This window comes from Bradyrhizobium sp. AUGA SZCCT0169 (assembly GCF_018130085.1).
In the GTDB taxonomy this organism is placed as follows: Bacteria; Pseudomonadota; Alphaproteobacteria; order Rhizobiales; family Xanthobacteraceae; genus Bradyrhizobium.
Genome location: NZ_JAFCMC010000042.1, coordinates 42,900 through 64,833, shown reverse-complemented (window position 1 = coordinate 64,833; position 21,934 = coordinate 42,900). Strand labels below are relative to the sequence as shown.

At 63.4% G+C, this 21,934-nt stretch carries 14 protein-coding genes; 5 read left to right on the top strand and 9 right to left on the bottom strand.

The window, feature by feature from the left end; all coding sequences use genetic code 11:
• Positions 1-132 precede the first annotated feature (132 nt).
• The 3 genes from JQ609_RS30550 to JQ609_RS30540 all read right to left on the bottom strand — a co-directional run bounded on the left by JQ609_RS30550 (position 133) and on the right by JQ609_RS30540 (position 5,068).
• Positions 133-3,639, bottom strand: coding sequence for a PAS domain S-box protein (locus JQ609_RS30550; protein ID WP_212276420.1), 3,507 nt, complete (start codon positions 3,637-3,639; stop codon positions 133-135).
• A 70-nt stretch (positions 3,640-3,709) separates the two neighbouring features.
• The gene (locus JQ609_RS30545; protein ID WP_212214495.1) at positions 3,710-4,147 is read right to left on the bottom strand and encodes a response regulator; all 438 of its coding nucleotides are present in this window, start codon (positions 4,145-4,147) and stop codon (positions 3,710-3,712) included.
• Positions 4,148-4,348: 201 nt separating this feature from the next.
• The gene (locus JQ609_RS30540) at positions 4,349-5,068 is read right to left on the bottom strand and encodes a GntR family transcriptional regulator (protein ID WP_212276419.1); all 720 of its coding nucleotides are present in this window, start codon (positions 5,066-5,068) and stop codon (positions 4,349-4,351) included.
• 268 nt (positions 5,069-5,336) lie between these two features.
• Between JQ609_RS30540 and araD the strand changes: the two genes are divergently transcribed.
• From araD to JQ609_RS30520, 4 genes are all read left to right on the top strand, one after another.
• Positions 5,337-7,076 (top strand): L-arabinonate dehydratase, encoded by a 1,740-nt coding sequence (araD, locus tag JQ609_RS30535; RefSeq protein ID WP_212276418.1) that lies wholly within the window; start codon positions 5,337-5,339, stop codon positions 7,074-7,076.
• Positions 7,077-7,223: 147 nt separating this feature from the next.
• Positions 7,224-8,315 (top strand): SMP-30/gluconolactonase/LRE family protein, encoded by a 1,092-nt coding sequence (locus tag JQ609_RS30530; RefSeq protein ID WP_212276417.1) that lies wholly within the window; start codon positions 7,224-7,226, stop codon positions 8,313-8,315.
• A 57-nt stretch (positions 8,316-8,372) separates the two neighbouring features.
• The gene (locus JQ609_RS30525) at positions 8,373-9,092 is read left to right on the top strand and encodes a ribonuclease activity regulator RraA (protein ID WP_212037453.1); all 720 of its coding nucleotides are present in this window, start codon (positions 8,373-8,375) and stop codon (positions 9,090-9,092) included.
• Between the two features lie 51 nt (positions 9,093-9,143).
• Positions 9,144-10,586 carry an aldehyde dehydrogenase family protein gene (locus JQ609_RS30520; protein ID WP_212276416.1) on the top strand — a complete coding sequence of 481 codons (1,443 nt, stop codon included), beginning with the start codon at positions 9,144-9,146 and terminating at the stop codon, positions 10,584-10,586.
• Between the two features lie 183 nt (positions 10,587-10,769).
• On the opposite strand, the gene JQ609_RS30515 is transcribed toward JQ609_RS30520, so the two are convergent.
• Together JQ609_RS30515 and JQ609_RS30510 are read right to left on the bottom strand one after the other, a co-directional pair.
• A complete protein-coding gene (locus JQ609_RS30515; protein ID WP_212276415.1) occupies positions 10,770-13,958 on the bottom strand; it encodes an efflux RND transporter permease subunit in 3,189 nt (1,062 codons plus the stop codon).
• 135 nt (positions 13,959-14,093) lie between these two features.
• The gene (locus tag JQ609_RS30510; protein WP_212276414.1) at positions 14,094-15,302 is read right to left on the bottom strand and encodes an efflux RND transporter periplasmic adaptor subunit; all 1,209 of its coding nucleotides are present in this window, start codon (positions 15,300-15,302) and stop codon (positions 14,094-14,096) included.
• A gap of 180 nt (positions 15,303-15,482) precedes the next feature.
• On the opposite strand from JQ609_RS30510, the gene JQ609_RS30505 reads away from it, so the two are divergent.
• On the top strand, positions 15,483-16,091 hold the full coding sequence (locus tag JQ609_RS30505; RefSeq protein WP_212276413.1) for a TetR/AcrR family transcriptional regulator: 609 nt from the start codon (positions 15,483-15,485) through the stop codon (positions 16,089-16,091).
• A 22-nt stretch (positions 16,092-16,113) separates the two neighbouring features.
• Here JQ609_RS30505 and JQ609_RS30500 read toward each other — a convergent pair whose 3' ends face one another.
• The 4 genes from JQ609_RS30500 to JQ609_RS30485 form a co-directional block, all read right to left on the bottom strand.
• Positions 16,114-18,231, bottom strand: coding sequence for a S9 family peptidase (locus JQ609_RS30500; RefSeq protein ID WP_212276412.1), 2,118 nt, complete (start codon positions 18,229-18,231; stop codon positions 16,114-16,116).
• Positions 18,232-18,598: 367 nt separating this feature from the next.
• Positions 18,599-19,783 carry an alanine--glyoxylate aminotransferase family protein gene (locus JQ609_RS30495; protein WP_212276411.1) on the bottom strand — a complete coding sequence of 395 codons (1,185 nt, stop codon included), beginning with the start codon at positions 19,781-19,783 and terminating at the stop codon, positions 18,599-18,601.
• 242 nt (positions 19,784-20,025) lie between these two features.
• Positions 20,026-20,859 carry an LssY C-terminal domain-containing protein gene (locus JQ609_RS30490; RefSeq protein WP_312014914.1) on the bottom strand — a complete coding sequence of 278 codons (834 nt, stop codon included), beginning with the start codon at positions 20,857-20,859 and terminating at the stop codon, positions 20,026-20,028.
• 166 nt (positions 20,860-21,025) lie between these two features.
• The gene (locus JQ609_RS30485; RefSeq protein WP_212276410.1) at positions 21,026-21,769 is read right to left on the bottom strand and encodes a thermonuclease family protein; all 744 of its coding nucleotides are present in this window, start codon (positions 21,767-21,769) and stop codon (positions 21,026-21,028) included.
• Between the last annotated feature and the right edge of the window lie 165 nt (positions 21,770-21,934).

Genomic DNA, 21,934 nt, shown 5'->3' with positions numbered 1-21,934 from the left:
GTCCGCAAAGCTGCCGCGCGAACTGTCGACGCGGTCTGCGCCGCAATCGGCTGCGCACTCGATGCCTTCACCTCAGAGGAATGTGCTAACTACCTCAAAAACTCAGGCTATCGAACCTAATGCCATCACGCTTTAGTCGCCGAGGGCCTTGCGGATCATGATGGCCATATCCGATTTGCGATAGGGCTTGGCCAGCAGCAGCACGCCCTCGTCGAGTCGGCCGTGGTGGATGATCGCGTTTTCGGTATAGCCTGACGTGAACAGCACTTTCAGCTCGGGTTTGATCTTCAGCATCTCGTTGGCGAGCTGGCGACCGTTGAGGCCGGGCATGATCACGTCGGTGAACAGCAGGTCGAACGGGTGGCCGGCGTTGACGATCGCGAGCGCCTCCGTCGCGTTTCCCGCATCCAGCGTGACGTAGCCGAGCGAATGCAGTTGCGTCAGCACGTAATTGCGCACCAGCGCATCGTCTTCGACCACCAGGATCGTCTCATTGCCGCCCTCGACCGTCGGCCCGTGGCTCGGCCCGGCCGCAAGCGACGCGCCTGAGGCCGGCGGCAGGTACATCTTGATCGTCGTGCCGTGGCCTTCCTCGCTGTAGATCATGATGTGGCCGGCGGATTGCTTGACGAAGCCATAGACCATGCTGAGCCCGAGGCCGGTTCCCTTGCCGGGCCCCTTCGAGGTGAAGAACGGATTGAACACCTTGTCGAGGATCGCTGCCGGAATGCCGGTTCCGGTATCGCTGACCGCGATCATCGCGTAACGGCCCGGTCGGACGTCATTGTGCGTCCTGGCATATTGCTCATCGAGGACGACCATGCCGGTTTCGATGATCAGCTTGCCTCCGTCAGGCATCGCATCGCGGGCGTTGAGGGCGAGATTAAGGATGGCGGTGGCCAGTTGATTGGGATCGACGATCGCCGGGCAGGATTCGTCTTCGAATACCGATTCGATCTCGACATGCTCGCCGAGCGTACGTTGCAGCAGTTTCGCGGTGTCGATGATCAGCGTATTGACGTCGGTTTCCTGAGGCTCGAGCGGCTGCTTGCGCGCGAACGCCAATAGATGCTGGGTGAGGTCGGCGCCGCGCGACGCGGCTTCGTCAATCATCCGCGTGATGGCCGCCAGTTGCGGCTCGTCCTTGACGGCGTCGGCCAGGATTTCGATCGTCCCGGTGATGACGGTCAGGATGTTGTTGAAATCATGCGCGATGCCGCCGGTGAGCTGGCCGACGGCTTCCATCTTCTCGGACTGCCGGATGCGGTCCTCAGTGGCGATCTTGTCGGTGAGGTCGCGTATGAAACCGTTGAACACGAAGCCGTTGCGGCGCTTCAGCGCGGTGACGCTCAGTTCGACCTTGATCTCCTTGCCGTCGCGGCGCATCGCGTCGATCTCGAGACGGCGGCCGAGGATCACCCCGTCACCGGTGCGCAGAAATCGTTCCAGGCCGGCCGTGTGCGCGTCGCGATGGGCGTACGGAATGATCAGGTCGCTGAGCTTGGCTCCGACCGCTTCATCCCGTGTCCAGCCGAAGATATTCTCGGCTTGCGAATTCCAGTCCGCGATCGTGCCCTGATCATCCATCTGGACAAAGGCATCGAGCGCCGTGTTGATGATCCCGCGGGCCAGCTGTGCGCTTTCACGCAAGGTTTCCTGCGCCCGGCGGGTCTCGGTCATGTCGCGGCCGACAAAGAAGAACCGTCTCACCGGTTGGGACCAGACCCCGAGCCAGGACAGCCACACTTCGCGTCCGCTCTTGTGGAAGCAACGCGTGTCCGCAATCGTCGGGCGTTGCCCGCGCCGCAGGGCGCGCATTTCCTGGCGCGAGTTCTCGAGATGATCGGGATGGATGAAGTCTTCTCCACTGCGGCCGATCATCTCGCCGGGCGAATAGCCCAGGATGACGGCGCAACTCGGGCTGATCTGGACCACGGATCCCTGTGAATCCGTCACCATGATCAGGTCCTGCGAAGTCTCGAAGACGCGGCGAAGCTCCTCGGCCTGTTGGCGCAGCGCCAGCCGGGTCTTGTTGCTGTCGGTAATGTCGCGGGCAACCTTCGATATGCCGATGGTCGCGCCCGAGGGCGCCTTGATCGGCGAAATGCTGAGCGAAACCTCGACCGGCGTGCCGTCCTTGCGAAGACGCGTGGTTTCGTTGTGCTCGATGCTTTCGCCCCAGCCGATCCGGCGCAGGATATCCTGCGCCTCGGGCAGCCGGCCGGGGGGCATCAGGATCGCGATGTTCTTGCCGGCCGCTTCCGCCGCACTGTATCCGTACAATCGTTCCGCGGCAGAGTTCCAGCCGGTGACCGTGCCGTCGAGCGACGTCGTGATGATCGCGTCGCTGGATGATTCGACCGCCGCGCTGAACAGGCGCTCGCGCTCGGCGTGGTGGTCGCGCGCCGCGATGGTGCGGCGATGCTCCTGAACCTCCTGCTGCAGTGCTGCGGTCTTCTCGTTGACCTCCTCGATCACATTCGCGAACGCACGCGCCAGCACGCCGGTCTCGCCGCGGGCGTCAACCGGAATGGCGATTTTCCCGTTCCGGGCGGCGCCCTGCACGGCGGCGGTCAGGCGAACGATCGGCCGGGTCAGCGACCTCGCGATCAGCAGGGCCAGCACTGCCGCGCACAATACAGCGATGGTTCCGACCAGAAGGGAGGTGTTTCTGATGCTGGCGGCCGGCGCCATGATCACGGCGTTGGGGGTGGTTTCGATCACGCCGACCCATTCGGTACCAGCCAGCAGGACAGGGGCGAGAGCTATCCCGCCCGAGCGGGCAGCGTGATCCGGGATGATTTCGGCGACGCCCCGGGTTGCCCCTGCCTGCGCCGCCAGTTGTGGAAAGTCGGCTTTCCAGTCGTTGGGCGTGCCGAGCAGCGTGCCGAACTCGCGTGAACGATCGGGATGAATGAGATAGTCGCCCTGCCGGTTGACGAGGTAGATCGTCTCGCCCGGCAACACCGACGACCGCACGCGGTCGAATGCCCGCCGCATATCGACATTGATCATGAAAATGCCGAACAGCTTGCCATCATCGGCGAAGACCGGCGTAGCGATCCGAATCGTCGGCCTGTGCCTCTCCTCGATCAGTCCATCGCGGCGCCCAAGATCGAGCGGCGAAACGTAGATTTGTCCGGGACCGAGCGCGAGCGTTTCCGTGAAATAGTTTCGGTTGCTTCGCTTCTGCAGTCCCTCTTCGGGAACGATCCGAACCGTGTCGTTTGGGCCCATGCGGTCGACGCGGACGATCTCACGGCCGTCGTCATCATAGCTGAAGATCCGCAGCATCGCATAAGTGGGCTTGGCTTCGAGCTCCGCCGCAAAGCGGGTTGCTATCCGGTCGCGCCAGGTCTTTTCGGAGACGCCATCCACCGGATCGATGCCGCCCGCCCTTCGGGCGCGGACCAATCCATGCAACGCCGCCGCCGAACGAAAGCCCGCGACATCTCCGGTCGCGCTGGCTGCGTGATATTCGAGGTCGGTCGCCACCTGCCGCGAATGCGTCTCGATGCGGTCGCGGGCGCGCAGCAGCAGTGCCTGTTCCAGGTTGCGATAACTCAGCCAGCCGACCGCGGAAACCGCGAGCGCGACCAACGCAATCATGGCGATGGCAAGCCTGGTTGTGAGCGTCATTTTTTGATTCGTTCGCCCTCCCGTTCATCCCGGGCAAGCGGCTGGGCGAACCCGGCAATGCTATTTCGCATTACGGACAGGAAGCAACTCCGCCGGGGGCATGGGATGAACTTGACGACAGGCGTTTGGCGGCCTCCAGGCAGCTCGTGACGGTCGCCAGCAGGGCCGCCGGTTTGAACGGCTTCTGCAGACTGGAGACGGCGCCAAGCTTGGTCGCCATGGTCAGGAAGTCGGGGGCGCCGCCTTCTTCCGAAGATATCGGCCGTCCCGAGATCACGACGATTGGTATCAGTGGCCGCAGCTGGTGAGCCAGCCGCATGGTCTCGAACCCGTCCATTCCCGGCATGAAGATATCGAGAAACAGCAGATCGAAATCTTCCTTTTCGAACAGCGCAAGCCCTTTACGGCCATCACCGGCGGTGACCACGCTATGACCTGCGCGCTCGAGCAAGAGGCGGACCGTCGTCTGAACCGCGGTATCGTCGTCTACAATCAATATTCTTGCCAAAAGAAGGTTCTCCGGGCGCCCGCTGGAATCAGATCAACGGCAGGTTGCGATTTTCGCTGAAACCTTGTTCTCCTGCAACGGTTTCCCGGCTGCAGATGTTCCGGCCAAAAGCCGTAATCCGCCTGTTGTCGGGTAGACAGCGTGCGATTCGCCGCATCAACGGAACCGATTCGTCCTGATGGCGCGGTTAATTTGCGGTGTTCAGTCGCTCAGATATTCCGGATACCGCGCGCGGATCTGGGCGAGTTCGCTGAGCGTTCCCGACAGATGGGTGCGCAGATGCTTCTGCGCCCCGTCTGGATCGCCGGCGTCGATCGCTTTGGCGATCAGCCTGTGGTGCCGAACGATGTCCTGCGCCTTGCCGGGGGAGGGCAGATGCAGCCGGCGCAGCCGATCGATATGGCCGCTGCGGCTCTTCACCAGCGTCCAGATGTCTTGCTTGTCGGCCGCCGTATAGAGCTGGGCGTGGAACTCATTGTCGGCGGCCATGAATTTTTCGAACTCGCCGGCCTTGGCGAATTGCTGTTGGCGCACGATTGTTCCATTCAGCCCGGCGACGAAGGCTTCGTCATGGCTGATCGCCAGCCCGCGCACGATCTCCAGCTCGACCGCCTGCCGCAGGAAATGCGCCTGCTGGGCCAACCGCACATCGACCCGGCTGACCACGGTCGCATATTGCGGGAACACGTCGACCAGGCCTTCCTCTTCCAGCCGCATCAGGGCGTCGCGGATCGGCGTCGAACTGATTCCGAACTGCCCGGCCAAAGCGGCCCGCGACAGCGGCGATCCCGGCGGCAGTTCCAGCGAAATGATCATGCCGCGCAGACGCTCGAAAACCTGGGGCGCTGCCTGCCGGTCGCGATCGAGCCGCTCGGGGGAACGCGGTGCGGCGCGGCGGGCGGCGATTGGCGTTGGACCCATCGGAACAACGGTCCTTTCAGAAGGCGCTTGCCTCAAATACACTAATACATTAGTGCATCTCCTCGAGGGCGTCAAATGCGTAGAGGCCGCCGGATCTTCCGCACCATCGAGCGCAACACCGTCCAGAAATGGGGTACTCAGTCATGAGCAGCAAACGTAACCCCTACCGGTCCGTAGGATGGGTTGAGCACTTCGCGAAACCCATCACCACATCGGGAACAGTGATGGGTATCGCTTCGCTCCACCCATCCTACGAAGGGGTGCCGACATGACCGACAAGAACAAGACCCCCGACCAGCTTCGCAGCGCGCGCTGGTTCGCGCCTGACGATCTGCGCGCCTTCGGCCACCGCTCGCGCGCGATGCAGATGGGCTACGCGCCGGAGGAGTGGAAGGGGCGTCCCGTCATTGCGATCTTGAACACCTGGTCGGATGCGCAGCCCTGCCACATGCATTTCAAATCCCGCGTCGACGACGTCAAGCGCGGCATCCTGATGGCGGGCGGTTTTCCGATGGAGCTGCCGGCGCTGTCGCTGTCGGAATCGTTCCTGAAGCCGACCACGATGCTCTATCGCAACATGCTGGCGATGGACGCGGAGGAACTGTTGCGCGGCCATCCCGTCGACGGCGTCGTGCTGATGGGCGGCTGCGACAAGACCACGCCGGGCCTTCTGCTCGGCGCCACCAGCATGGGCCTGCCGACGATCTATCTTCCGGCCGGGCCGATGCTGCGCGGCAACTGGAAGGGCAAGACGCTGGGCTCCGGCTCGGACGCCTGGAAATTCTGGGACGAGCGGCGCGCCGGCAAAATCTCCGACAAGGATTGGGTCGATGTCGAGGCCGGCATTGCCCGCAGCTACGGTACCTGCATGACCATGGGCACCGCCTCGACCATGACCGCTATCGCCGAATCGATCGGCATGACCCTGCCGGGCGCATCCTCGATCCCGGCCGCCGACGCCGGCCACATCCGAATGGCCTCGGAATGCGGCCGCCGCATCGTCGAGATGGTGTGGGAGGATTTGACGCCGAACAAGATCCAGACGCGAAAGGCCTTCGAGAACGCGATCACGGTCGCGATGGCGATGGGCTGCTCGACCAACGCAATCATCCATCTGATCGCGCAGGCCCGCCGCGCCGGCCAGGACATCGGGCTCGATGATTTCGAGATCGCCAGCCGCAAGGTGCCTGTCATCGCCAATGTGCGTCCGAGCGGCGACAAATACCTGATGGAGGATTTCTTCTATGCCGGCGGCTTGCCGGGCCTGATGAGCCGCATCAAGGAGCATCTGCACCTCGACGTCATGACCGTGACCGGCCAGACGCTCGGCGAGAACATCGCCCGCGCCGAAGTTTATAACGACGACGTCATCCGCACCGTGCAGGACCCGATCTATGCCGAAGGCGCGCTCGCGGTGCTGAAGGGCAACCTCGCGCCGGATGGCTGCGTCATCAAGCCGTCCGCCTGCGAGCCGCGCTTCCTCAAGCATACCGGGCCGGCGCTGGTGTTCGACGATTACCCGTCGATGAAGCAGGCGATCGACGATCCCGATCTCGACGTCACGGCCGATCACGTGCTGATCCTGCGCAATGCCGGACCGCAGGGCGGCCCGGGCATGCCGGAATGGGGCATGCTGCCGATCCCCACAAAACTGGTGAAGCAGGGCGTGCGCGACATGGTGCGGCTGTCGGATGCGCGCATGAGCGGCACCAGCTATGGCGCCTGCATCCTGCATGTCTCGCCGGAATCCTATATCGGCGGCCCGCTGGCGCTGGTGAAAAACGGCGACCGCATCACCCTCGACGTCGACGCCCGCACCATCAACCTCGATGTGCCGGAGGCGGAGCTTGCAAAGCGCCGCGCGGAATGGAAGGCGCCGGAGCGCCGGTTCGAGCGCGGCTATGGCTGGATGTTCACTAAACACATCAAGCAGGCCAATGAAGGCTGCGATTTCGATTTTCTGGAGACTGGCTTTGGCAAGCCGGTGGGAGAGCCGTCGATTTATTAGCACCGTCATTCCGGGGCGTCCGAAGGACGAGCCCGGAATCCATACTCACGATCGTGGTTATGGATTCCGGGCCTGCGCCAAGGGGCGCATCCCGGAATGACAGAAAGACCTGTTACCAAACAAAAAATATCCCAGGGAGGACCAGCCATGAGCATCACACGACGCAACATCCTCGCCGCAGCCGGCGCCACCGCGGCCACCACACTGCTTTCCCGTGCCGCAGGTGCGCAATCATTCCCGTTCACGTTGAATCAGCGCTATCCCGATCCGTCGGTGCAGATCCTCGATCCGAGCTTTGCAAAATACCGGATCTATTCGTCTACGATCGAACAGGTCGCTACCGGCATGCGTTGGGCCGAAGGCCCGGCCTATTTCCCGGAAGGTGGCTATCTCCTGTACTCCGACATCCCGAACAACCGGATCATGAAGTTCGACGAGAAGACCAACCAGACCAGCGTGTTCCGGAGCCCCGCCAATTATGCCAACGGCAACACGCGCGACCGCCAGGGCCGTCTCGTCACCTGCGAGCATTCGGTGACCCGCCGTGTCACCCGCACCGAGACGGACGGCAAGATCACGGTGCTGGCCGACAAGTTCGAAGGCAAGCGGCTCAACGCGCCGAACGACGTCGTGGTGAAGTCCGACGAGAGCATCTGGTTCACCGATCCCTTGTTCGGCATCAATGGCGAGTGGGAGGGCAACAAGGAAAAGCCCGAACAGGCCACGACCAACGTCTACCGCATCGACAAGGACGGCAAGATCTCAGCCGTCATCACCGACATCGTCAATCCGAACGGCCTGGCTTTCTCGCCCGACGAAAAGAAGCTTTACGTGGTCGAGTGGAAGGGCACGCCCAACCGCAGCATCTGGGCCTATGACGTCAACGCCGACGGCACACTCGGCAGCCGGACCAAGCTGATCGACGCCGCCGACCAGGGCGCGCTCGACGGCTTCCGGGTCGATCGCGACGGCAATCTGTGGTGCGGCTGGGGCAGCAACGGCGCGCTGCAGGCCGAGCCCACCGATGTCGGCGGCCGCAGAGTCTTCCAGCTCAAGGGCAAGTCCGAAGACCTCGATGGCGTGATGGTGTTCAACTCCGCCGGCAAGCCGCTCGCCTTCATTCGGCTGCCGGAGCGTTGCGCCAACCTCTGTTTCGGCGGCCCGAAGAACAACCGCCTCTATATGACGAGCTGCCACTCCGTGTACGCGCTGTATGTCGAGTCGCACGGGGCGGTGTAATTAAGGTTGTCATTCCGGGGCGCGAAGCGAACCCGAATGACGAACCAGGGAAAAACCATGACAAAACTGAGCGACGCCACCCGCAACAAACTCAAAACGGTCTCCACCGCTACCGTCGCCACCGCGCTGTTCAAGCGCGGCTTTCGCATCCAGATGATCCAGGATGTGCATCCGCTCGGGCCAAATCAGCCGGTGCTGGTCGGTGAAGCCTTCACGCTGCGTTACATGCCGGCGCGCGAAGACCTCAACAAGATCGAGGTGTTTCGCGACCGTGCCCATCCGCAGCGCAAGGCAATCGAGGATTGCCCGCCCGGCGCGGTGCTTGTCATGGACAGCCGCAAGGACGCGCGCGCGGCTTCCGCCGGCGCGATCCTGGTGACGCGGCTGATGAAGCGCGGCGCGGCCGGTGTCATCACCGACGGCGGCTTTCGCGATTCGGCTGAAATCGCCGCGCTCGGCTTTCCCGCCTATCATCAGCGGCCGAGCGCACCGACCAATCTGACGCTGCACCAGGCGATCGAGATCAACGTGCCGATCGGCTGCGGCGACGCGCCGGTGTTCCCCGGCGACGTCATTCTCGGCGACAGCGACGGGGTGATCGTGATCCCCGCGCATCTTGCCGATGAAATCGCCGACGAGGCGGTCGAGATGACAGCGTTCGAGGATTTTGTTACCGAGGAGGTGCGCAAGGGCCGTTCGATCCTCGGCCTCTACCCCGCAACCGACGAGCAGACGCCCAAGGATTTTGCGGCTTGGCGCAAGGCCAATGGGCGATAATATGCCGCCGGCTGGCACCGACGCGTTTTTCTCCAACAGTGAGTCCACATCATGCTGATGTTCAACAATCTGATCGACGGCGAATGGCTGTCCGATGGCGCCCGCGCGCCCAACGTCAACCCATCCGACACCAAGGACATTGTCGGCCAGGCGGTGCGCGGCACGCGCGCGCAAGCCGAGGCCGCGATATCAGCTGCAAAGGCCGCATTCCCGGCCTGGTCGCGATCGACGCCGCAAGTGCGCTATGACATTCTGAAGAAGGCGTCGGACGAGATCCTCGCGCGCAAGGACGAACTGGGCCGGCTGCTGTCGCGCGAGGAAGGCAAGACGCTGCCGGAAGGCATCGGCGAAGTCGCGCGCGCCGGGCAGATCTTTGCGTTCTTTGCCGGCGAATGCCTGCGGATGGCCGGCGAGAAGCTCGCTTCGGTGCGCCCCGGCATCGACATCGAGATCACGCGCGAAGCGCTCGGCGTCGTCGGCCTGATCACGCCGTGGAATTTCCCGATCGCGATTCCAGCCTGGAAGATCGCGCCGGCGCTGGCCTATGGCAACACCGTGGTGATCAAGCCCGCCGACCTCGTGCCGGGTTCGTCGTGGGCGCTGGTCGATATCCTGCACCGCGCCGGGTTGCCCAAGGGTGTGCTCAACCTCGTGCTTGGACGCGGCTCGGAAGTTGGCGCCGTCCTGCTCGAACATCCTGATGTCGCGGCCATCAGTTTCACGGGGTCGGTTTCCACCGGTCAGAAAGTCGCGGCGGCTTGCATCGCCTCGCGGCCGATGAAGAAATTCCAATTGGAAATGGGCGGCAAGAATCCGCTGGTCGTTCTTGACGACGCGGACCTGAAGGTCGCCGTCGAATGCGCCGCCAACAGCGCGTTCTTTTCCACCGGCCAGCGCTGTACCGCCGCTTCGCGCCTGATCGTCACCGCGGGGATCCACGACAAATTCGTCGAGGCCCTGACCGAGCGGATGCGCGGCCTGAAGATTGACGACGCCGTCAAGGCCGGCACGGATATCGGCCCGGTGGTCGATCAGAGCCAGCTCGACCAGGATCTCAAATATATCTCGATCGGCAAGGACGAGGGAGCAAAACTCGCCTTCGGTGGCGAGCGCCTTAACCGCGATGCGTCCGGCTTCTATCTGCAGCCGGCCTTGTTCACTGACGTGAGCAACACGATGCGGATCGCGCGCGAGGAAATTTTTGGCCCCGTCGCCGCGGTCATCAGGGTCAAGGATTATGCCGAAGCGCTGGCGACCGCGAATGACACCGACTTCGGCCTGTCATCCGGCATCTGTACCACCAGCCTGAAATACGCCAGCGACTACAAGCGGAATTCCGAAGCCGGCATGGTGATGGTCAACCTGCCGATCGCCGGCGTCGACTACCACGTGCCGTTCGGCGGCCGAAAAGGCTCCAGCTTCGGCGCCCGCGAACAGGGAAGATACGCGGCGGAGTTTTATACGACGGTGAAGACAGCTTACACGCTGCCGTAACGAACTGCTGACAATGTGCGTTCCCCGGACGCAGCGCAGCGCGTTAGCGGTGCGCTGCAGAGCCGGGGTCCATATGTCCGCGACACAAGTGTGGGTCCCGGCTCTGCGGAGCCATAGCGTGTCGAAGACGCGCGTAAACGCGCTTATTACACGCTGCACCGCGTCCGGGACACGACCACATCCTCACTCGGCCGGATGGCGCGCGATATTTCCCACCGATGCCTCGCCATGCTGCGTCAGCGGCCGGTTGCCGGCCAGGGCGCGCAGCAGCACGTAGAACATCGGCGTGAAGAAGATGCCGAATGCCGTGACGCCGATCATGCCTGAAAACACCGCAACCCCCATGGCATGACGCATCTCGGAACCTGCACCGGTGGAGATCACCAGTGGCACCACGCCCATGATGAAGGCAAGCGAGGTCATCAGGATCGGCCGCAGCCGCAAGCGACTGGCTTCGATCGCGGCCTGCACCGGCGTGCGTCCGGCGAATTCCAACTCGCGCGCGAACTCCACGATCAGGATGGCATTCTTGGCCGACAGCCCCACCAGCACGATCAACCCGATCTGCGTGAACACGTTGTTGTCGCCCCTGGTCAGCCAGACGCCGAGCATCGCCGCCAGCAATCCCATCGGCACGATCATGATGATCGACAGCGGCAGGGTCAGGCTCTCATATTGCGCGGCGAGCACCAGGAATACCAGCAATAGCGCTACCGGAAACACCACCAGCGACGAATTGCCGGCAATGATCTCCTGATACGTCAGGTCGGTCCACTCGAACGCGATGCCCTTTGGAAAGGTCTCCGCCGCGATTCTCTCGACCGCGTCCTGGGCCTGTCCGGTCGAATAGCCGGGCGCCGCACCGCCATTGAGATCGGCGGTGAGGAAGCCATTGTAACGCATGGCGCGTTCCGGCCCGGCGCTCTCCTTGATCTTCAGCAGCGCCGACAGCGGCACCATCTCGCCGGTGTCGGAGCGCACCTTCAACAGCCCGACATCGTCGGCGCGGGCGCGGAATTTTGCGTCCGCCTGCACCCGCACCGAATAGGTGCGGCCGAACTTGTTGAAGTCGTTGACGTAGAGCGAGCCGAGATAGATCTGCATGGTTTCAAACACGCTGGTCACGGGCACGCTGAGCTGTCGCGCCCGGGTGCGGTCGATATCGGCATAAAGCTGCGGCACGTTGACCTGATAGCTGGAGAACAGTCCGGCCAGTTGCGGCGCCGCGCTGGCCTTGGCGATGAACGCCTTGGTGGCGTCATTGAGCGCCTCATAGCCCAGCCCGGCGCGATCCTCGATCTGCAGCTTGAAGCCGCCGATGGTGCCCAGTCCCGCCACCGGCGGCGGCGGGAACATGGCAATGAAGGCTTCCTGGATCGCGGAAAACTTGCCGTTGAGCTGGCCGGCGATCGCGCCCGCGCTGAGATTGGCGGCCTTGCGCTCTTCAAAAGGCTTCAAGGTGACGAACACGATTCCCGAATTGGAGCTGTTGGTAAAACCGTTGATCGACAGGCCGGGAAACGCGACGGCGCTTTCGACGCCCGGCAGCTTCAAGGCGATATCGCCCATGCGGCGGATCACCTCTTCGGTGCGGTCCAGCGTCGCGCCGTCAGGCAGTTGCGCGAAGCCGACCAGATATTGCTTGTCCTGGCCGGGCACGAAGCCGCCGGGCACCGCCTTGAACAGGCCAAACGTGACGCCGATCAGCGCGACATAGGCGACCATCACGATCGCCCGCCGCGAGATCACCCGCTTGACGCCGCCGCCATAGGCTTCGGAACTGCGGTGAAAGAAACGGTTGAAACGCCGGAAGAACCAGCCGAGCACGCGGTCCATGCCGCGGGTAAGCGCGTCCTTTGGCGCATCGTGGGATTTCAGCAGCACCGCCGCCAGCGCCGGCGACAGCGTCAGCGAATTGAACGCCGAAATCACCGTCGAGATCGCCACCGTCAGCGCGAACTGCTTGTAGAATTGGCCGGTCAATCCTGTGATGAAAGCCAGCGGCACGAACACCGCGATCAGCACCAGCGCGATCGCGATGATCGGCCCGGTGACTTCCTGCATCGCCTGATACGCCGCGTCCTTTGGCGTCAATCCCTGCTCGATGTTGCGCTCGACGTTCTCGACCACGACGATGGCGTCATCGACGACGATACCGATCGCCAGCACCAGCCCGAACAGTGTCAGCGCGTTGATCGAGAAGCCGAACACATGCATGACGGCAAACGTGCCGATGATGGAAACCGGCACCGCGATCAAGGGAATGATCGACGCACGCCAGGTCTGCAGGAACAGGATGACCACCAGCACCACCAGGGCCACGGCTTCCAATAGCGTGTGCACCACCGCCTCGATCGAGGCGCGAACGAATTGCGTGGGGTCATAGACGATGCTGTAATCCATGCCGTCGGGCATGTTCGCCTTGAGCTCGACCATCATCTTGCGGACGGTGTCGGAGATCTGGATCGCATTGGAACCCGGCGACTGGAAGATCGGCACCGCGACCGCTGATTTGTTGTCCAGCAGCGAGCGCAGCGAGTAGTCGGCCGCGCCGAGCTCGATCCGGGCGATGTCGCGCAGCCTCGTGACTTCGCCATTGGCGCCGTTCTTGACGATGATCTCGCCGAACTCTTCCTCGGTCTGCAGCCGCCCCTGCGCGTTGATGGAAAGCTGCAAATCGAGCCCCACCTCGCTCGGCGACGCGCCGACCACGCCGGCGGCGGCCTGGACGTTCTGGGCCCGGATCTCGCGCACCACGTCGGAAGCCGACAATCCGCGCTCGGCGACCTTCTGCGGATCGAGCCAGACCCGCATCGAATAGTCGCCGGAACCGAACAACTGCACCTGGCCGACGCCTTCGATGCGCGCCAGCCGGTCCTTGACGTTGAGCACGGCATAATTGCGCAGATAGGTCATGTCGTAGCGGCCGTTCGGCGACAGCAAATGCACCACCATGGTCAGATCGGGCGCGCTCTTGATCGTGGTGATGCCGAGGGTGCGGACTTCGGCTGGCAGCCGCGGCTCGGCCTGCGCCACGCGGTTCTGCACCAGTTGCTGGGCCTTGTCGGGATCGGTGCCGAGCCGGAACGTGACGTTGAGCGTCATCAATCCGTCGGTCGTGGCCTGGCTGCTCATATAGAGCATGCCTTCGACCCCGTTGATCTGCTCCTCGATCGGCGTCGATACCGTCTCGGCGATAACCTTGGGGTTGGCGCCCGGATATTGCGCGCGCACCACCACCGTCGGCGGCGCCACTTCCGGGTATTCCGAGATCGGCAGCGCCGGCAGCGACAGCAGTCCTGCCACGAAAATCAGCGTCGACAGCACGCCTGCAAAAATCGGTCGATCGATGAAGAATCTGGAAAAGTTCATGACATTGTCTCGCTGATATCGGGGCTGCGAAGCGCAAGGGGTCCCGGCGCGGCCGACCGTGATCGACCCCACTGATTCACTCTGTTGCTTTTTTGATATTGCCCGGTGCTCTCGTAAGAGCACCGGCTCAGATTGCTAGCGCTGCGCCACCTCGGTCGCGGAAGAAGCAAAACCCATCGCGACCACCTCGGGCGCGACCAGCGCACCGGGGCGCACGCGCTGCAGTCCCTTGACCACGATGCGCTCGCCGGCGTGCAGGCCACCGGTCACCACGCGCATGCCGTCGATCGATACGCCGAGCGCAACTTCGCGATATTCCGCCTTGCTGTCCTTGTCGACGACCATCACGAATTTCTTGTTCTGGTCGGTGCCGACGGCGCGCTCGCTGATCAGCAACACCGGTTCGGCTTTGGGTTGTCCCATCAGCAGCCGCGCGAACTGGCCGGGCATCAGGCGGCCGTCGGCGTTGTCGAACACCGCGCGAACGCGCACCGTGCCGCTACGCGCGTCGACCTGGTTGTCGATCAGCTGCATCTTTCCCTTGTACGGCATGCCGTCGGATGTGCCGGTCCCCATCTGCACCGGGATGCGTCCGATCTCTGATGGCGTCGATTCATTCGCCAGCGTACGCAACGCGCGCGTCACCACCTGCTCGTCGGCATTGAAGCTGGCGTAAATCGGATTGACCGAGACCAGCGTGGTCAGCACCGGCGTACCAGGTCCGGCGGCGATCAGATTGCCGACGGTAATCTCGAGCTTGCCGACCCGCCCGGCGACCGGCGCCCGCACTTCGGTGTAACCGAGATTGAGTTGTGCCGTTTGCAGCGTCGCCTCGGCCGCCTTCAGATTGGCTTCGGCTTCGCGGTAGGCGTTGACGCGACCGTCAAAATCCCGCTGCGAGATCGTGCGCGAATCCGTCAATTGCTGGCCGCGCTCGAAATCGCTCCTGGTGAGGATCAGGCGCGCCTTGGCCGCGGCGACCTGGCCTTCGGCGCGCGCCACATCGGCCGCATACAGCGACGGATCGATCTGGATCAACAGGTCTCCCTGTTTGACCAGCGCACCCTCTGTAAAGTGGATTTGCTGGATAGCGCCTGCGACGCGGGAACGGATTTCGACCCGCTCGACGGCCTCAAGCCGGCCGGAAAACTCGTCCCAGGGCACGGTCTGCCGGGGTGCCACGACGGAGACCGAGACCGGCAGGGCCGTCGGCGCGGCTGCGGCCGCCACGGCCTGCGCGCTGCCACCTCGGCCGCCCAGGAAGGTCGCGCCGGCGGCGATAGCCAGGGCGGCCAGAACCAGCCCGGTTCCAACCAAACGTTTGTTTTTGATAATATTTTTCATGATGACCCCAGACATTCGGCGCTGTTCCCCGATTTGAAACAGGCGGGAGCAGGTACGACACCCGATCCACGTCTACGTTGCAGCGCACACATTCATAACGCTCGGTATAGATGGGCCATCGACATCCCCTGTCAAGTCACTTATCTAACGATCGGTAGGAAATTGGAGGAGGACCCCATCATGGCCATGGGACGGCCCCGCGAATTCGATGTCGACAAGGCGCTCGACCTGGCGCTCCAGGTGTTCTGGAGCAAAGGCTATGAAGGCGCGTCGATCGCGGACCTCACCGAAACCATGGGGATCACCAAGCCGAGCCTCTATTCAGCCTTCGGCAACAAGGAAGAGCTGTTTCGCAAGGCGCTGGATCGCTATGTCGATGGTCCCGGCGGTTACTTCCAGGTCGCGCTGGCCAAGCCAACCATACGCGCCGTGGTGGAGCACCTGTTGTATGAAAGCGCCGACGCTGTCACGGGTCCCGACCATCCGCCGGGATGTCTGGCGGTCCAGGGCGCGCTGACCTGCGGCGATGCCGCCGAATCCATCAAGCAGGAACTGGTGTCGCGCCGCGCCAAAGGCGAACAGGATTTGCGCGAGCGCTTCGAGCGGGCGATCGCCGAAGGCGAGCTGCCTCAGGGATCCGACGCCGCCGATCTCGCGGCCTATCTCTCCGCGATCCTGCAGGGCATGGCGGTGCAGGCGGCGGGTGGAACCACGCGGGAGCAAGTGCGCAAGATCGCCGAGATGGCGCTGCGCACGTGGCCGCCGCCACCTGGTCTGGCGACGGTCTGACGCTGCAAACGCGGGGAGAAGGTTATACCTCCGCCCTCTCGGCCAATCCCACCGCCCACAACGCGAACGCATAGGCGATCGCGACCTCGTCGAGCCGGTTGAAGCGCCCCGACGCGCCGCCATGGCCGGCGCCCATGTTGGTGCGCAATAGCACCGGCCCGCCGCCGACCATCGTCGCGCGCAACCGCGCGATCCACTTTGCCGGCTCCCAATAGGTGACGCGCGGATCGGTCAGCCCGCCCATCGCGAGGATCAGCGGATAGTCCTTGGCTTCGATGTTGTCGTAGGGCGAATAGGACAGGATGGTGCGGAAATCCTTTTCGCTCTCGATCGGGTTGCCCCATTCCGGCCATTCCGGCGGCGTCAGCGGCAGCGTGTCGTCGAGCATCGTATTCAGCACGTCGACGAACGGCACTTCCGCGACGATGCCGGCGAACAATTCGCCGGCGCGGTTGGCGACCGCGCCCATCAGCATGCCGCCGGCGCTGCCGCCATGGCCGACGATGCGCTTTGCGCTGGTGTATTTGGCCTCGATCAACGCGCGGCCCGCCGCGGCAAAATCGTCGAACGTGTTGGTTTTCTTTTCGCGCTTGCCGTCGAGGTACCAGCCCCAGCCCTTGTCGGCGCCGCCCCTGATATGCGCGATCGCATAGACAAAGCCGCGATCGACCAGCGACAGCCGGTTGGCCGCGAACGAGGCCGGCATCGCCATGCCGTAGGAGCCGTAGCCGTACAGCAGCAGCGGCGCGCGGCCGTCGCGCACGAGATCCTTGCGATGCAGGATCGAGACCGGCACCTTCGCGCCGTCATGCGCCGCCGCCATGATGCGGGTGGTGACGTAGTCGGCCGGGTTGTGACCGGAGGGGATCTCCTGCCGCTTGCGCAGCACTCTCGTTCGCGTCGCCATATCGTAATCATAGACTTCCGACGGCGTCGTCATCGACGAATAGGAAAACCTCAAATTCGTGGTTTCGAATTCATAGCCACCCATGGTGTCGAGCGAATAGGCCGCTTCATCGAAGGCGATGGCGTGTTCTTCGCCTGACGTGAGATCGCGGATGATGATCGCGGGCAGGGCGTTGGCACGCTCCAGTCGCACCATGTGGCCGGCGTAAAGCTCGACATCGAGCACATAGATGCCCTCGCGATGCGGGATCAAATCGCGCCAGTTGGCGCGCTCCGGCGCCGCCAGCGGCGCGGTCATCACCTTGAAGTCGATCGCGTCATCGGCGTTGGTGAGGATGAACAGCTCGTCGCCGCGGTCGGCGATCGAATACTGCACGCCTTCCTCGCGCGCGGCGACCAGCCGCGGCGGCGCGTCGGGATGCGCCAGATCGATCAGGCGCTGCTCGGACGTTTCATGGTCGCCGCCGGCGATCACGCAAAACCGCCCGCTGGAGCTTTCATGCAGATGGGTGAACCAGCCGGAATCCTGTTCCTCATAGACCAGCGTATCGTCCGCCTGCCGGGTGCCGAGGCGATGCCGCCACACCTGCATCGGCCGGTGGTTGTCGTCGAGCTTGACGTAGAAGAAGCTTTGTCCGTCCGTGCTCCAGACCACGCCGCCATCGGTCTCCTCGACGAGGTCGTCAGAGTCCTTACCGTTGGCCCAGTCGCGCACACGGATCGAGAAATATTCCGAACCCTTGGTGTCGGCGCTCCACGCCTGCAATTTATGGTCAGGCGAATGCCGCGCGCCGCCGAACTTGAAATAGCTGTGGGATGCCGCCAGCGCGTCGCCGTCGAGCACAATTTGCACGTCGCCGCCATCGCGCGGGGTACGGCCGAACATCTCGTGCTGGCCGCCCTCGCGGAATTTGCGCAGGTAAGCGAACGGGCCGTCCGGCGACGGCACGCTGGAATCGTCTTCCTTGATGCGTCCGCGCATCTCCGCGACCAGCTTCTTCTGCAGCGGCGAGGTGTGGCCGAGCAGGCTCTCGGTGTAGTCGTTTTCGCTTTCCAGGTATTGCCTGATGTCGGCGTCGAGGATCGAGGGGTCGCGCAGCACCTCCTGCCACTTGGCGTCCTTGAGCCACGCATAATCGTCGCTCACCGTGATGCCATGGGTGGTGAACGAATGCGGGCGGCGCGGCGCCACCGGCGCCTGCGGTGAACGGCCTTTGGTCGTCGATTGGGTCAAGCGATCCTCGTTTCAGTCGGTATTGCCACTTGCGCTGTTGTCATGCGCGGGCCAAAGCGCGAAGCGCGTCTTCGCGCCAAGGAAACGCGCATCCATCAAAAAGAAAGCCTTCCTCAAGCGGATGGATTGCCGGGTCAAGCCCGGCAATTGGCTGTTGGGCATTATATCGGAACCCGTTACCCATGTCTCCGAACACCCGGTTACCCATCTCTCCGGGCCGTATACTTGTCCCGGCCATCCACGTCTTTCGTGCTTTAGGTGAAAGCCAAGACGTGGAGGCCCGGCATCGCAGACAAGTTTACGCGGTCTGCGCAAGGCAGACCGCTTCGGCCGGCATGACGGTGTGTTGGATATTATAAAGCGTTTCTCACGCGCTCACGCTTTCGCCGAGCCATTCGATCGCGGCTTCGGTTCCGCCCTTGCCGTGGGGGATGTTGAGGGCGTTGAGGCCGACTTCGATGACGCCGAGCGTGCCCAGGATCATCGGTGCATTGACGTGGCCCATATGCGCGATGCGGAATGCCTGGCCGGAGAGGTCACCAATGCCGGTCCCAAGCACCACGCCGCATTTTTCCTTGCAATAGCGCTGCAGCGCGGCGGGGTCATGGCCGTTCACCGTCACCGTCGTCACGGTGTTGGAGCGCTCGTTTGCTTCCGCAATGTTGAAGCCGATGACCTGACCCTCGGCCCAGACCGCGACCGCGCGGCGAACCGCTTCGGCGAGCAGCCGGTGGCGCAGGAAGGCATTTTCCAGGCCTTCGGCGTGGAGCATGTCGATCGCCTTGCGCAGCGCGAACAGGAGATGCACCGGCGCCGTGCCGGCATATTTGCGGTAATGCTCGCTGCCATCGCGCTCGGTCCAGTCCCAATAGGGCGTGCGCAGGTTTGCCTTCTTGTGCACCTCGCGAGCGCGGTCGTTGGCGGCGACGAAGCCGAGGCCCGGAGGCGTCATCAGGCCCTTCTGCGAACCGGACATCGCGACATCGATGCCCCAGGCGTCCATCTCGAACGGTACGCAGCCGAGCGAGGCAACCGTGTCGACCATGAAGAGCGCGGGATGGCCCGACGCCTTGATCGCCTTGCCGATCGCTTCGACGTCGTTATGGGCGCCCGAAGCGGTATCGATCTGCACGGCGACGATAGCCTTGATCTTGTGCTCCTTGTCCAGCTTGAGGCGCGCCTCGACCTCGGCCGGGCGGATCGCGCGGCGCCAGTCGCCTTTCAGCACCTCGACCTCGGCGCCCATCGCGGCCGCGGCATTGCCCCAGCCGATCGCGAAGCGGCCGCTTTCCAGCACCAGCACCTTGTCGCCCCGCGACAGCACGTTGGAGAGCGTCGCTTCCCACGCGCCATGGCCATTGGCGATGTAGATGTAGGAGTGGCCCTTGGTCGCGAACAGTTTTGAGAGATCGCCGAGCAGGCCGTGCGTCAGGTCCAGCATCTCTTTGGAATAAATATCGAGCGCTGGACGGTGCATCGCCTGAAGCACTTCGTCGGGCATGGTGGTGGGTCCGGGGATGGCCAGAAATTCCCGGCCCGCGCGAACGGTCATTTTTCTTATTCCTTATCGGTGGAACGCGGAATCAAGGCGCCCGAGGTTTGGTAGGACTGGAGCATGACAATAATCGATTGAAACCGTCATTGCGAGCGCAGCGAAGCAATCCAGAATCACAAATAGGGAATGGATTGCTCCGAGGAAGGCCTTGCTGCTCCGTGCAATGGCCGCACCCTTCTATCTCGTCGTCCCGGCCTAGTGCGCAATTGCGCACGGGGGGTCGGGACGACAGCCATTGGCTATTTTCCCATTGCCCCCGCGATCGCATGCCAGATCTGATCCTTCAGCTCGGTCGCCGGCGGGCTCGGGATCGTCACCGCCGGGCCGTCGCGCTTCCGGCACGCCTCGACCAGCCGCAGCACCCAGATCTCGCCGTCGGTGTAATAGAGGTCGCCGCCGCCATTATAGCCCGCAATGGTCGGGCCGATGCCGGTCACCTGATATTTCGCCGTCACCATGCCGGCGTTCTCCAGGTCGGCGCTAAGCCGCGCGCGCTCGGCGTCGAGATCGGCGCTGATGTGGTGCGTCACCGCGCCGGTGTATCGGCTGACGCCGACGCCGCGATCTTGCGTCGCCGCGCCGAGCCACACCGGGCGTTTTTCCTCGCCCTGGTCCAGCACCTTCCAGTAGCGCACGTGGTTGCGGCGATCGGCGCTGGCGCCGATCGGTTTTTCGTAAGCCAGATCCTCGCGGCGTTCCTGATAATAGAGATTGCTGACCGGCGCATCCTTGTAGGGGCGGTCGAGCAGCACGCTGCCTATGATCTCGATCGATGATTTCAGCGTGATCGGATCGGCCGGATACCAGCCGGCCTGATGCATCGCGCAGATCACGTCGCGCTGATCGCCGATCAGGCCGACATTCATCGGGTCGCCGGGAATGCCTTGTCCCGTGCGCGTCACCATCGGCAGATCCGCAAGCCCTTTCTGATGCTCATAATGCGTCCACAGCCCGGGCAGGACCAGATAGGCGAGCAAGCCATAGCCGCAAAGGATGAACAGGATGAGCGTAACCGCGCGGCGCAGCCCGCCGCGATGTTTTGGCAGTGGTCCATCAACTTGTGTGCGCGCCACAGCGTTGCTCGTTCAATCGCAGCACTTCTCCCTCTCCCCGCACTTTGCGGGGAGAGGGTCGGGGTGAGGGGCTGTATCCGCAAGCTCAGTGATCATCGGAAACACCTGTACCCCCTCACCCGACGCTTCGCGTCGACCTTTCCCGCAAGCGGGACGAGGTAAGAAGCTAACGTCTGGTCTCGCGGCAACCCGCGGCTTCGGCCTCTTCGACCGAGCAGAACCAGCGCGTGCCCTTGCTGATCTTCATTTCGATCTTCGCATACCAGCGGCTGGTGGGTTGGTGGAAAATGCACTCGCCGGAACGATTGACGTTGCCCTTGATGGTGCAGTCGGGCGACGGCGCGACCGAGCCGGAGGCCGATGCCAATAGGATGGTGATGGCGTTCTCGGGCGGTTTGGCGGCGCCGAGAATGGCGGTCTTCTTGTTGCGGGCGCGCCAGTCCCACGGCGCGATGAACGCGCCCTGCCACATGCCGGCCTTGGCCTCGCGCGCCGCCTTTTCATCCGCCTCATAGTCGCGGGAAATCCGCGTGAACGCCAGCGCCCAGCCGTTGGCGACCATCCATTTCTGGACGTCCTCGCCGCCGACCTCGCATCGCGCCACGGTGCGGCCGCGACGATCGACGCTGCGGGTACGGCAGGTCCAGCTCTTGTTGCCAAAATGCTTGATCAGTTCGTCACGCGCGGCGACGCCGCAGGTCCAGCGTTCGCCCTTGTTGTTGAGGCAGAGCTGGTCCACCGCCGGCGCGTCGATGCCACCGAGCCGAATGCGGGTATTGCCGATCTGAAGCTGGTCGCCTTGGCGGATTTTCGGGACGCCGGTGATGTCGGCGGCGTGCGCCATCGTGGGCAGCAACAACGTCAGAGCGACGCAAAGCCAGGTCTTTGATTTCAGCGTCTGCAAATTCATCGGCAATCCCGGCGCGAAAATATTGATGACAATTGCGCGGATTGTGCGGACATTGAGGCCGGCTTGCCAGTGCTCTGGGGCCGCATGGCTTTCAACTTCCCGTCAGAAATCGGCGCTTTCGACTCGTCTCAGCTTACGAGTTTGCGTCGTGCCGCATATCCCTCT